Below are 13129 nucleotides of genomic sequence, written 5' to 3' on the forward strand. Positions count from 1 at the left end.
TCCATGGTCAGCGGAGCTCGCAGACGGCGCAGCTTTGGCCGCCATCGACAGGCAGGCAAACGCCGGTGACGAAGCGCGCCTCCTCGGAGGCAAGAAACACGGCCGCCGCAGCGACGTCCCACGCTGTTCCCATCCGCCCCATCGGCACCATGGCGTTGCGGGCGGCCACCATCTCGTCGGCCGAACCATACTGGCCGGAAATCTGCTTGTAGATCATCGGCGTGTCGATCAGGCCCGGCATGATGCAGTTGGCGCGAATACCTTGCCGGGCATATTGCATGGCCAGCGCCACTGTGGCCTGGTTCACCGCGGCCTTGGCCGCATAATAGGCGAAATAGGGATAGCCGACGTAGCGTATCGCGGCGAGCGACGAGATATTGACGATTGCACCGCCGCCGCCCTTGAGCATATGCGGCAACACCGCCTTGGCGGTGCGGTAGACCGGTCCGATATTGAGGTCGAGGGCGGCCTGGAACGCGTCCTCATCGAGTTCAATGGGACCGCCCATATGGGTCACGCCGACATTGTTGTGCAGGATGTCGATGGCGCCGAACGCCTCCATTGCCGCCGCTGCTGCCAGTTCGACTGAGCCCAGATTGGTCACGTCGGCCGACAACGCGATCGCCTGGTTGCCTTCGTCGCGGATGATATCAGCGGTTTCAGCGGCGGCCGCCGCAGTGAGATCGACGCAGGCGACGCGCGCACCTTCGCGCGCGAAGGCGACCGCCGCCGCCTTGCCGTTGCCCCAGCCGGGTCCGGACGATCCGGCGCCAAAGACGATTGCGGATTTTCCCCTGAGCCGGTCGACCACCATCGAATTCCTTACAAAAATCGCGGCTGTTATCGGGCGGTTGAGCCACATGCCCTGCCCGCCCGGGAACTGCCCTGCACTCAGGTCAGGCTGGCGCCAACAGCCTTTTCCAGGATGGCCCAGGCTTCGTCGCCGTATTTGCCCTTCCACTCGGAGTAGAAGCCGGCGTCCTTCAGCGTCTGCCGGAACGGGGCCGCATCCGGATGGTTGATCTTCATGCCCTTGGCGGCGAGCTCCTGCTCAAGCGTGGCATTGAGCTTGGCGACGTCCTCGCGCTCCTTCACGCCGGCCTCGTTGAGGTTCCTGGCGACGATCTCGCGTATGTCCTGCGGCATCGCCTCCCAGGCCCGCTTGTTGGCGAGGAACCAGAAGCCGTCCCACATGTGGTTGGTGACCGAGCAGAACTGCTGCACCTCGTAGAGCTTGGCCGTTGAGATGATGGCGAGCGGGTTTTCCTGCCCGTCGACAATCTTCGTCTGCAGCGCCGAATACACTTCGGCGAAGTTGATGCTGGCCGGCGCCGACTTGAAGGCGGTGAACATCGAGGTCCAGAGCGGGCTGACCGGGACGCGAATCTTGAAGCCTTCTAGGTTCGCGGGCGTCTCGATCAGGCCGACGGAACTGGTGATCTGGCGGAAGCCGTTGTCCCAGATCTTCTCCATGACGATCAGGTTCGATTTCTCGATCTCGCCGCGCACATATTTTCCGAGGTCGCCATCCATCGCCGCCCACACCGCGTCGTAGTCCGAGAAGGCAAAGCCGATGCCGCTGATCGAGGCATTGGCGACGAGCGTGGAAAGGATCAGCGGCGACAGCGTGAAGAATTCGACGCCGCCCGAGCGAACCTGGCTCAGCATGTCGGTGTCGGCGCCGAGCTGGTTGCTGGGGAATATCTGGATGGCGACGCGGCCGCCGGTCTCCTCGCGGATTTTCTCAACGGCTTCCTGCGCGCGCAGGTTCATCGGGTGGGTGAGCGGCAGGTTGTTGGCGTATTTGTAGTTGAACTCCGCCGCCTGCGCCCCGGCGTAGCGGATGGTGCTCACGAGCGGGATGGATGCGGCTGCGCCTATCATCAAGCTGCGGCGGGTGATGGTCATCGTGTTTCCTCCTGGTTGAATCCGAGTGGCTAGAGATAGGCTACCGAAAGCGCCGGGACGGCGGCGATCAGCAACAGGCCGGCAAGCAACGCACCGAGGTAGGGCCAGATGGCGCTCATAGCCTCGTCGGGCGAGACGTCGCCGATCTTGCAGGCGATATAGAAGCCGATGCCGATAGGCGGCGCCATAAGCCCGATGTTCATCGCCGTCACGACGACCATCGAATAGTGCACGTCGTTGATGCCCAGCCGAGTGGCGATTGGAAACATGATCGGCGCCATCAGAACGATCGCTGGCAGGCCTTCAAGAACGCAGCCGAGAACCATGAAGACGGCGATGGTGACGAGCATGAAGGAGAACCAGCCTCCGGGCAGGTCGGTCATGTAGATGGCCAGCTGGTTGGCGAAGCCGGTTTGCGTCAGCGCCCAAGCCATTGCCGAGGCGGTGCCGAGGATGAGCAGGATGGCGCCGGACAGCGCCGCCGTCTCGACCAGCATGGCGTAGAATTTCTTCGCGCCGATGCCGCCATAAAACAACGCGCCGATGACCAGCGCATAGAGCACGGCGATTGTGGAAACCTCGGTGGCGGTGGCGACGCCGCCGCCGACGGCGCCGCGGATCAGGAAGGGAAGCACCAGTGCGGGGGCGGAGACGAGCAGCGTCTTCCAGACGAGCGAGAACGGAGCGCGATGGACGCCTTCCATGTTTTCGCCCGAAGCCTTCCAGCGTGCGAGCACCGCAAGGACGAGCAACAGAACCACCGCGATGACGAAGCCGCTGGTGAAAAGCGCAGCGATCGAAACGCCGGCGACCGAGCCGAGCACAATCAGCACGATCGATGGCGGCACCGTATCGGCCATCGCAGCGCCGGTTGCGAGCAACGCGATCATCTGCCTGGGCTTGTGGCCGCGCCGCTTCATTTCTGGGAAAAGTGCCGGAGCGACGGTCGCCATGTCGGAAACCTTCGAACCGGAAATGCCCGAGACGAGGAACATCGAGCCCAGCAGCACGTAAGACATGCCGGCCTTCACATGGCCGAGCAGCGACGCCATGAACTCGACGATCGCCTTGCCCATGCCTGTCGCGTCGAGCACACAGCCGAGCAGAACGAAGATCGGCACCGACAGCAGGATGAGGCTCGACATCCCCTCGTCGATGCGGCCGACAAGCACGATCATCGGCACGTGCGTGCTGAAGGCGATGAAGGCGATCGTGCCGACGCCGAAACAGAAAGCGATCGGCACACCGAGCAGAAGGCAGACCGCCACCACGCCGACGAGAAAGATGACGATGTTGGCGTAGCCGAGCGTGAGGAACAATGGCGAAAGCAGCCAGCCGACCACGGCCAGTGCGGCAATGACTGCGACAGCGGCGGCCAGGTTGGCGAGCGTCGCTGCGCGGATCGCGTGGCCCACGGCGATAACCGACATCAATGCCAGCCCGGCGACAATTGCCGAGGCGCGGAAGCTCATCGGAATGTTGAGCGCCGCCGAGGTGACGTACCACTCTTCCTGTACATACTGGCTTGCCGGCACGATCAGCGCGAGCAGCACCGTCGCCACGACGAGCAAAGCGAGGGCGTCCACGAAGTTGCGGCCGCGCTCGGGGATCAGGTTGAGGAAGATGGTAAGACGCAGATGCTCGTTGCGGTCGATGGCAATCGCCGAGCCGAGCATGGCGAGCCAGAGAAAGGAGATGGAGGCGGCCTCATCGATCCAGACGATCGGCAGCGATAGCACGTAGCGCGAGATGACGCCGGCGAGCAGCAGACCGATGACGAAGACGAGCAGGATCGAGGCCACCGCCTCGACCGGCCACATCAGCCGCGACCCTGGCCGCGCATCCAGCACCTCGGCCGGCGTATCGACGATCATCGTGTTGTTGCTGGCGGCTGCCATGCTTCAAGCTCCTCCGCTCGGACCAGGCAACAACGCCTGCCTGAAACGCTCACGCCGAAATCGGAACGATGCGATCTCCTCCCGCTCGTTCCAGATCTTCGCACTTAGGTCTATATCATGGACCTATAATTTCGCATAACCGATTTTTGCCATGCAATCGCCTGTATATCAGCGACTTGCGGCGAAAATGCGATCCATATTGTGGATCGATGAACCTAAACAGGACTATTCAGGAGGGGTTGCAACAGACATGCAGCAGGGAGATCTCTCGATCACGCGCAATCGAGAAGCCAGGTATCATCGAATTCCATGCCTGCAGTGACTGCTTCGCACGATACGATCACTGTCGTTTGCGCGGCACGCGCGCGGGCAAGAACCGCCGCAAGCAAGTCCCGGTCCTTGCAAACATCGGTGTCGTCGATAAGGAGCACGGCCGCTGATCGGACAAGCGCTCGTGCGGCACGGATCCGGGCGGCCTGCATGGCACTGATTTGAGGGGGCTCCAGTCTCTGGCCGCTGTCTGGCGGTCCATCGACTGCCAGGCCGCACAGCGAGGCCGTGGCGATTATCCCTTCTTGCGAGGTCGCTGAGGGCGCTCCCAGGGCAATATTGTCGAGCATTGTTGCCCGCACCAACGGGATCGCCGGCGACAAAACGGTGATTGCCCGGCGCCGGTCGCGTTGCGAAATCTTGTTGACGGGGATGTCATCGAGGAAAATCGCCAGGACGCTGTTTTCCTCGAAACCTGCGATGCTGGAAAAAAGCGCGCTGCGTGCTTCAGGCGTATCACCGCCAAGCAGGATCGACGCGCCGGGCGCGGCCTCCAGCACTTTTGACGGCGTGCCGTGTCGGCAATGAAATTCGATGCGCAGCCGCCGGCCTGCCGTCGAGCGCGGCAGGGGAACTGGATTCACAGGATCCGCAAGCACCGGCCTTGCCAGGATGGAGGCAATCCGGCGGCGGGACTCGACATAGGCAAGCCGATAATCGGCGGCGCGAGCGAGGTCGGAAAGCTGGCCAACCGTCAGCCCGGCGAGGAGCAATAGCGTGCTGAGATCGCCGACCAGAATCGCCGGGCGGCCCGAAAACGCATAGGCCACGAGGATGACGACGATCACGGGCATGACGAAGTCGCTGGACGCGCGCGCAGCCCCCCGACCACCCTGCCCGGCGAACGAGCCACATATTGAGCGCTTCCGACATCCGGTCGATCTTTCGTGTGGACGTTCCGCTTTTGCCGAAATGGGCAAACGCCGCCCGGGCGGCAACGATGTCGCCGAGACGGCCGGCAAGCCGTCCCCGCCTCCGCCGGCCTTCGCGGATGGCCCGGTGAAGAAACGGCAGGGCAACAAGACAGACGATCGACCAGGCAAGAACGCCGCAAAGCAGGAACGGCGCAACTCCTGGGGCAAGCCAGAAGGCGCCAACCACGATGAGAACGACGGAAGGACCCGCAACAAAGAGGGAAGCCACGCCGTCGGCCAGCCAGGATCTGATGGCGGAGAGGTCGGTGACGAGGCGGGTCATTACCAGGCCGAGACCGGTCCGGCCGGCGCCAGGCGGCAACGCGAAGAGTTGCTCGACCAGCAGTCTGCGGACCTCGCGCACATAGTCCAGTGCAAAAGCTGCCCCCTGTCGGCGCTGCATCACCCCGAGTGCGAAGAGCGCGATGCCGAGCGAAAGGCTGGCCACGATCAGCCTGCCCTGCCCGAGCGGCTGCGGTTCCCCGGAAACCGCCGCACCGACGATGGCGACAAGAGCGAGCGACGTGGCGGCCTTGGCAAAGCCGATGGCGACAAGAACCGCAAGGGCGACCAGTCGCGTGCCGATCAGGATTCCTGGTAGAGGCATTGTGCACCTCCAGCGATCACCATCAGGCGCGGGTTCAATATCCCTGAGACTATGCTTGCCGCGGTCGCCGGATCGGTGAGTTCCTTGACGCCATAGACAGGGACGTTGGCAGCGCCTGCTTCCCGGCGCGCCAGCGGCGAGCAGGTCAGGAGTCCGCTGAGCCCGAGCACGTCGTATCCAAGCTCGCGCAGCCTTTCGCAGCCCGCCACCGCCCCCATCGCATCGCCTGCGGCAAACAGCACGCCGCCGGTCAGTTCCCGGAATTGCGGGGACTTTGCCAGCGCGGCCGTCTCGGACTGGAATAGCCCATCCGCGACCTCCAGAACCGCGATCTCCGCCCCGGTGGCGGCAAGAGAATGCAGCAAATGCTGCGCGCCCTCGACGATGGCATCGATTGGGGCAAGATAGGTCGTGGCAAAGCCGGCATCAGTAAAATCAAGAGCGGCGCATGCTCCGGCATCCATCATCGACCAGAGATCATTGCCGGCTCCGGTTCCGGTCACCTTTGCCGCACCAACTGCAAAACCTGCCCTGGTCAGACCACGCACGAGGCTTGCAGCTGTTGTCGTCTTGCCCGAATTCATCGACGTTCCGAAGACAACGATTGTCGGCGGGGTGAGCCGCGCCGGCTGCGGCGCGACCGTAAAGTCTGCAACGTTCAGAACGCGGCCGCATGAGTTGGTGACGAGGCCGAGCGGCACGATCGCAGTCGGAGACATGGTCTTGTCGTGCCATGCCAACGCCCGCGAAGCCACTCCGCCTGCCGCCACCATATGGCACGGTCCGAGATCTGCCGGCACGATCGCCTCGAACTGATCAGGGGCGTAGCGGTTGCCGTAGGCCAGGACGACTTCGTCCGTCGCGGCAAGTGCCGCCTTGCGTCCCGAGGGCAGTTCGACCGACTTGTGGTGACCGAGCGCCTCGATCCGCGCGAGCACCAGGTCGCCTGCCTTCGGTTCGGCGGGAGGCGCAAGCAACATCCGCATGCGCTCAGTGGGAATTCGGCGGGTCGTGAAAGCCCGCTTGGCCTTCGCGATGCGTTCGCAGTCAAGAATTTCCATTGTGGTCTCTCCGGTCACCAAGGGGGCGCTGTTACCTGGGGGAGTACGCGGTCGAACCAGGATTATTCTCGGTGGAGTTGCAATTCTTTTCGCCACGATGGTGTAGACCCAAGCTGCGGGGCCTACGCACACGCCGCGCGAAGCAGCGGACGAGAAACAGGCGTGCGGTCATAGCGGACGGCAAGTTCGGCATAGACCGCATCGTTGATCAGCGACGGCCCATTGAGGCTTGCCGCCTCAAGCCGGTCGATCGACCAATCCGCCCAGTTCGCATCGTCCGTTACAGGATCGAGCCGACCAGCGTCACGCGTCGCCACGCGCGTCAGCGCCAGGATCGCGTCGGTGTCGAGGCCCTTGCCGGCATGGCCGCGCAATTTCGCGAAGCGGCTCGCGGGCTGCTTCTTGTCACTACGCACAATCACCACATTGCCGTCATCGGTGCGGCGGAAATCAACCTTGCTGCCCGGAACGATTCCGAGCAGGTCCCGGACCGGCTTCGGGATGGTCACCTGTCCTTTGGCTGCTGGTCATGTCCGCACCTTGGTAGTACCCATTTTCGGTATTTATTATGTGGACCGAATTTCAACCTCCACAAGCGGCTGCCGAAGCCGTGATTTTGTGGCTTGTTTCCCCGGGGCGCGCCTGTCGACGTCGTAATCCGCAGGCACGCACCCTATCTACGCCGCATGAATGACATCACGAACAGACGCGCGCTTCTACTCATCAATCCAAAGGCACGACGCGGGCAGGAATCTCTCGCACCGGTCGTCGAGCGGCTGGAAGCCGGAGGGCTCCGCGTCAGCGTCGAGACATTTGAGGCACTGCCCGAGATAGCACGCGACATCGTGCGCCTTCGCCATAGGGCCGATCTTGTGATCGTGTGCGGCGGCGATGGCTCGGTGTCCTCGGCGGCGGTCGCGGTCATGGAAAGCGGGCTGCCGATGGGCATCATTCCGATGGGGACGGCGAACGATCTGGCGCGTACCCTCGAAATACCGTTGGATCTTGGGAAGGCGGCCGACGTGATAGTAGAGGGCGGACGACGTCTGATCGATATCGGAACCGTCAATGGCCACGCTTTCTTCAACGTCGCGAGCATCGGCCTCAGCACCGATCTTGCCCAGGGGCTGGATCCGGCGCTGAAGAAGCGTTTCGGCAGGTTTGGCTATGCCCTGGCGGCCATGAAAGTGTTGACCAAGGCCCGCCACTTTGAAGCAAGGATTACCGAAAAGGGCGCAACGACCGAAGTCGAGACCTACCAGATAGCGGTCGGCAACGGCCGCCACTATGGCGGCGGCAACGTCGTCGAGGAGACGGCGGAGATCGATGACGGCCATCTCGACCTGTACAGCCTGGAAATGACGAATCTCTGGAAGATGGCGCTCTTGTTGCGCTCGTTCCGCTCCGGCACGCACGGCGCCTGGAGCGAGGTTCGCACAGCCAGATGCGTCGAGTTCGACATCGAGACGAAAAGGCCGATGCCGGTGAACACTGACGGTGAGATCGTCACCTCGACCCCGGCGCATTTCAAGGTCCACCCGAAGGCAATTTCGGTGTTCGCGCCTGCCGCCGCGCGCATACAGCCCCGCACAAAGGTGCTTGGTGACGCGGTCAGCGCAAACAGCGGCTAGACTGGCGATCAAGCGCGCGTCGAACAAACCCAATCGCCCGCGGTCATCTCTCGATCAGGAGTGATCTGGCAACAGCAACATAGCCTTCCAAGCATGTCTTCGATCATTGCTTGAGGAACGCGCCCGTGTAGGTCTGGCCGGCAAGCCTGACGGTTCCGGCCAGGGTTCTGTCGGGCCGCATGACAAAACTGACGTCTGCGCCACTCGGCAGGCGCTCGAGCTTCAACGTAGTCCCCACAATTTTTCCAGTGCCGGCGGCCTCTCCCGGATGGTTGTCGCCCAGAGTTCCCCACGCGTAGGTGACCGTCACCTTGCCATTGGAAGAAATCGTCTGAACAGCAAGTTTGGCGTCATACATCCCCTCCAATCGTCCGGCCCATAGACCCGAAAAAGCAGCATATTTTGTCGGGACGGTCTTGGCAGGGGGAGTGACCGCCACGGATTGATCAATAATTGCCGAGCCGGAAGGAACAGCGGCAGGATCCGAGGCGGCTTGGGCAGGAATGGGTCCAGGTCCTAACGCAGGTTCGACAGTGGGTCGCGGCGTTTCAGGCGCCGATTGGCACGCGGTTATGGCAAGCGCCGCGAAGCCAAGCATTGCGTTGCACATTCGGCGTGCCATCATCTGGTGCCCCGGCCATCTCTGAATCTAGCGTAGGCTAACCTTATCGCGCGTTTTCACGACCTCTGTCTACCCAAGATGTCTCGTAGAACAGCAGCTCGTCGAGGGACGTGCAGCGGTCGAAAGCGAACGCTTCAATTCGTCGCCAAAGTAACCGCCTTGGCGCCTGAAAATGTCTTTAATTCAATTATTTACGCCAGAATTCTGATCTATTTTCCAGGCTTTTGGCTTTCGACCACAGACGCTCTAAGCTGCTATCGATGCAGTCGCTGCCGTTTCGGCGGCAACGCCGTCCACCATGACATGACCGATGCCCCGCGAGCAGCGCTCGATCCTCGCCTCGACGCGGTACACATCGCGCAAAAGCGCCGGCGTGACGACCTCTTCCGGCGTGCCGCAGGCGACCATCCGGCCCTCGGCAATGACGATGCATTTGTCGGCGAAGCGCAGGGCCTGATTGAGATCGTGAATTGCGATCAGCACCGCAATCCCGTGTTTGCGCGCAAGCCCGCGCATGAAGGTCAGCACCTCGACCTGCCGGTGCAAGTCAAGCGCGGACGTCGGCTCGTCCATCAGCAGGATTTCAGGTTCGCGAGCCAGGGTCTGGGCGATGCTTATCACCTGCCTTTGCCCGCCGCTCAATTCTCCGACGTTGCGAAAGGCAAGATCCGAGATGCTGAGCGCGGCCAGGATGCCGTCTATGAGTGCGAGGTCGCCGTCGCTGACCGACCATGCCGAGCCCTGCTTGCGGGCGAGCAGAATCGATTCATAGACGGTCAGCACCGCGTTGGCTGCCGTATCCTGCGGCATATAGCAGATGCCGTCCGGCCCCTTCACCGCTCCCTCGAGGCAGACGCGTCCCGGGCCCTTCAGAAGTCCTGCGATGCGCTTGAACAGCGTCGACTTGCCCGCTGCGTTGGGTCCGATCACGGCGACAACCTCGCCACCCCGGAAAATGGGAGTTGAAACACCCGAAAGGACGAGCCGCGCCCCGTGGAAGGCTCCGAGACCATCGAGCCTGATCGTTACCATGAGCGCCTCACATTCGAGAGGATCAGCGAGATGAAGAAGGGAATGCCGATAAGCGAGGTGACGATGCCGATCGGGAAGATCGTGCCTGGAACGAGCGACTTGCTGGCAACCGAACTCGCCGAAAGGATGAGCGCCCCCGAGAGCGCCGAGGCGGGCAGGAAGAAGCGCTGATCTTCTCCGATCAGCATGCGGGCGATGTGCGGACCGACAAGCCCGATGAAGCCGATCGTGCCGACGAAGGCGACGGGAATGGCAGCAAGGAGGCTCACCATCATCATGGTTTCGAGCCTGAGGCGTGCGACCTTGACGCCAAAGCTCGCGGCCTTGTCTTCGCCTAGCCGCAGCGCCGTCAGCGCCCAGGCGCGGCGCACGAATATCGGAAATGTTGCGAGAAGGATGAGGCTGGTGATGATGAGCTTGGGCCAGGTGGCTTTGGTGAGGCTTCCCATCGTCCAGAACACGACCGCGGCGAGCGCCTGCTCGGAGGAAAGATACTGGACGAGCGACAGCAGCGCATTGAAGGTGAATACGAGCGCGATGCCGAGAAGCACGATGGTTTCGACCGTCACGCCGCGCTTGAGGCTCAGAAGGTGGATGACGAGCGCGGTCAGCATCGCCACCACGAAGGCGTTCAGCGGCACGATATATTCGATCGCGGCCGGGATCAGCGCGACGCCGAAGGCGAGCGCGAGGGCTGCGCCAAAGCTGGCCGCCGCCGAAATGCCGAGCGTGAAGGGGCTGGCGAGCGGATTGTTGAGGATGGTCTGCATCTGCGCACCGGCGACCGACAGTGCTGCGCCGACGACCACTGCCATGAGCGCGATGGGAAGCCGGATGTCCCACAACACGACGCGCACCTGAAGCGGCACACTGCCGGGAGAAACCAGGGCGAGCACCACCTGGTCGAGGCTATAGCTTGCGGGCCCGAGCGCGAGGTCGATGCAGAGGCTCAGCAGCAGCGCCAGGGCGAGCCCCGCCAGGATCAGCTGCTTGCGCAGGACAAGGGCGCGGTAGAGCCCGCGCCCTTGTTTGGCTGACAGTGCGGCCGGTTCACTGCTCATCGGAGAGCGAGACCCAATGGCCAGGCCTGTACCCGACCGGCAGGAACTTCTCGTGCAACTCCTTGAAGGTGGCCCCGGCGTCGAGATCGGCGAACAGGTCTGGATGCAGCCATTTGGCCATCTGCTGTATGGCGACGAACTGATAGGGGCTGTTGTAGAACTGGTGCCAGATGGCGTGGACCTGCCCGTTCTCCACCGCCTTGATGCCGGTTAGCGCGGGCCGCTCGGTCAGGCCCTTGAGTTTCTTCAGTGCCGCGGCTTCGTCGGCGCCGGGACCGACGCCGACCCATTTGCCGCCCGGCACATAAGCCTCCCAATTGCCGCCCGTCACAATCACCTGGTCGGGATCGCTGGCGATGATCTGTTCGGGATTGAGCGCGCCAAACGTGCCCGGGATCAGGTCGGCCGCGATATTGGCCCCGCCGGCCATGTCGACGAACTTGCCAAAATTGTCGTTGCCGAAGCTCATGCAGCAATCATCGGAATAGCCCCCGGCGCGATCGATGAACACGGTCGGGCGCTTGGGGTTCTTCTCTGCGATCACATCGGTGACGCGCGCGATCTGGGCCGCGCGGTACGCGATGAACGCCTCGGCCCGCTGTTCTTGGCCAAGCAGCTTGCCGATCAGGCGCATGCTCGGCTCGGTGTTGGTGAAGGGTTGCTCGCGGAAATCGACATAGACCACCGGAATGCCTACGGCGGCGAGCTTCTCGATGTATTGCGCGTCCTCGGTTGCCTGCTTGGACTCGATGTTCATGATCATCACGTCCGGGTCAAGTGCGATGGCCTGCTCGATGTCGAAGGTGCCGTCCTTGAACCCGCCGAAGGTCGGTATCGCCGCCATCGACGGGAATTTTTCCAGATAAACGGCGTAATTGTCCGGATCGGCCTGGGAGAAATCCTCGCGCCAGCCAACGATGCGCTTGAAAGGGTTGTCGGTATCGAGCGCGGCGATCAGGTAGATCTGCCGGCCTTCGCCGAGGATGACCTTCTCGACCGGCGTCTTCACCTCGACCTTGCGGCCGGCAATGTCGGTGACGGTCTCGGCGCGCGCGCCTGGGGTAAGCGGCATCAAGGCCGCGAGCGCGACCGCGGCCGCAAATATCGATTTCAAAATCATTGGGCTCTCGCAATTCAGTTGCCGGCCCCGCTTATGAAACATGAGTTGTATAATCAAGAATTTTCTTTTAGAGCAATTCCAATGTAGCCGCTTTGGGGAGTGCGTTTCGGGCAATGACGGCTCACGCAAACTATTCGTTGCGCGACGAGATTCGGGACTATTGGTCCGACCGCGCCGAGACGTTCGACCTGCAGGTCGGCCACGAGATTTTTTCCGAGCAGGAGCGTGCCGCCTGGCACGCGCTCTTAACCACACACCTTGGGCCAGGCGCCGGGCGGGCGTCTCTGGATCTCGCCTGCGGGACTGGCGTCATTTCGCATCTGATGCACGATCTGGGCTTTGTGGTGACAGGCCTCGACTGGTCGGAAGCCATGCTTGCCAAGGCGCGCGCCAAGGCACAAAAACGCGGCGCCGATATCCGCTTCATCGTGAGGGATGCAGAACGGACGCTCGAGGACAGGGCGAGCTACGATGTCATCGTCACCCGTCACCTGGTCTGGACGCTGCTGGATCCGAAGGCGGCCTTTGCCGAATGGTTCTCGCTGCTGAAGCCCGGCGGCAGGCTGCTGGTCATCGACGGCGACTTTGTCAGCCGCAACTGGGCGACGCGTATGCGGGAACTTTGGGAGAAGCTCACGGCCGGCAAGTCCCAGGTCTCGGACGATGACGGCGCCGCCATGGCCAGACGTCACCAGAACATTCTTGCCCGTGTCTATTTCTCAGGCGGCGCACGGGCGGAGGAGATAGTTCGCTTGCTGGCCGAAGCCGGGTTCGAGCAGCCGGTCGTGGACTGGAAACTGGGCGCGATCCATCGCGCCCAGGCTCGACGGATGAGTTGGCCCAAGGCGCTCGAACGCGCCACTCAACACCGCTTCGCGATCTGCGCGACAAAGCCGCAGTAAACGACTCGGCGCTGCATGGAGCGGGCGCGGCACGACAGGCAAT

At 62.7% G+C, this 13129-nt stretch carries 11 protein-coding genes and 2 pseudogenes; 2 read left to right on the forward strand and 11 right to left on the reverse strand.

Annotation, left to right across the window (positions count from 1 at the left end; translation table 11 throughout):
* Nucleotides 1-7: 7 nt before the first annotated feature.
* From AC0L3H_RS15200 to AC0L3H_RS15230, 7 genes and pseudogenes are all read right to left on the reverse strand, one after another.
* Nucleotides 8-811, reverse strand: a complete 804-nt coding sequence (locus AC0L3H_RS15200) for an SDR family NAD(P)-dependent oxidoreductase (protein WP_473586084.1) — start codon at nt 809-811, stop codon at nt 8-10.
* A gap of 80 nt (nt 812-891) precedes the next feature.
* Nucleotides 892-1908: a TRAP transporter substrate-binding protein gene (locus tag AC0L3H_RS15205; RefSeq protein ID WP_473493864.1), complete on the reverse strand. Its 1017-nt coding sequence runs from the start codon at nt 1906-1908 to the stop codon at nt 892-894.
* 29 nt (nt 1909-1937) lie between these two features.
* Nucleotides 1938-3782, reverse strand: coding sequence for a TRAP transporter large permease (locus tag AC0L3H_RS15210; RefSeq protein WP_473586085.1), 1845 nt, complete (start codon nt 3780-3782; stop codon nt 1938-1940).
* Between the two features lie 296 nt (nt 3783-4078).
* Nucleotides 4079-5098, reverse strand: a complete 1020-nt coding sequence (locus tag AC0L3H_RS15215; protein WP_473586091.1) for a hypothetical protein — start codon at nt 5096-5098, stop codon at nt 4079-4081.
* Nucleotides 5099-5204: 106 nt separating this feature from the next.
* A pseudogene (locus AC0L3H_RS15220) lies at nt 5205-5657 on the reverse strand (ABC transporter transmembrane domain-containing protein); the annotation flags it as partial.
* The gene (locus AC0L3H_RS15225) at nt 5636-6718 is read right to left on the reverse strand and encodes a P-loop NTPase family protein (protein ID WP_473586003.1); all 1083 of its coding nucleotides are present in this window, start codon (nt 6716-6718) and stop codon (nt 5636-5638) included. The pseudogene AC0L3H_RS15220 and the gene AC0L3H_RS15225, both read right to left, overlap by 22 nt.
* A gap of 317 nt (nt 6719-7035) precedes the next feature.
* A pseudogene (locus AC0L3H_RS15230) lies at nt 7036-7227 on the reverse strand (AbrB/MazE/SpoVT family DNA-binding domain-containing protein); the annotation flags it as partial.
* A gap of 177 nt (nt 7228-7404) precedes the next feature.
* On the opposite strand from AC0L3H_RS15230, the gene AC0L3H_RS15235 reads away from it, so the two are divergent.
* Complete coding sequence (locus AC0L3H_RS15235; protein WP_091589922.1) at nt 7405-8349, forward strand: lipid kinase; 945 nt, start codon at nt 7405-7407, stop codon at nt 8347-8349.
* A 103-nt stretch (nt 8350-8452) separates the two neighbouring features.
* Here AC0L3H_RS15235 and AC0L3H_RS15240 read toward each other — a convergent pair whose 3' ends face one another.
* The 4 genes from AC0L3H_RS15240 to AC0L3H_RS15255 form a co-directional block, all read right to left on the reverse strand.
* Entirely contained in the window at nt 8453-8974 is a 522-nt protein-coding gene (locus AC0L3H_RS15240) for a hypothetical protein (RefSeq protein ID WP_473586004.1), read from the reverse strand.
* A gap of 243 nt (nt 8975-9217) precedes the next feature.
* Nucleotides 9218-10003 carry an ABC transporter ATP-binding protein gene (locus AC0L3H_RS15245; RefSeq protein ID WP_473586005.1) on the reverse strand — a complete coding sequence of 262 codons (786 nt, stop codon included), beginning with the start codon at nt 10001-10003 and terminating at the stop codon, nt 9218-9220.
* Nucleotides 9997-11064, reverse strand: a complete 1068-nt coding sequence (locus AC0L3H_RS15250) for a FecCD family ABC transporter permease (RefSeq protein ID WP_473586006.1) — start codon at nt 11062-11064, stop codon at nt 9997-9999. Before AC0L3H_RS15250 ends, AC0L3H_RS15245 begins: the two co-directional genes overlap by 7 nt.
* Nucleotides 11054-12136, reverse strand: a complete 1083-nt coding sequence (locus AC0L3H_RS15255; protein ID WP_473586086.1) for an ABC transporter substrate-binding protein — start codon at nt 12134-12136, stop codon at nt 11054-11056. The genes AC0L3H_RS15250 and AC0L3H_RS15255 overlap by 11 nt, the downstream gene beginning before the upstream one ends.
* Before the next feature lie 161 nt (nt 12137-12297).
* On the opposite strand from AC0L3H_RS15255, the gene AC0L3H_RS15260 reads away from it, so the two are divergent.
* On the forward strand, nt 12298-13086 hold the full coding sequence (locus AC0L3H_RS15260; protein WP_091589913.1) for a class I SAM-dependent methyltransferase: 789 nt from the start codon (nt 12298-12300) through the stop codon (nt 13084-13086).
* Nucleotides 13087-13129: the final 43 nt, after the last annotated feature.

The organism is Mesorhizobium sp. WSM4816, from assembly GCF_055811535.1.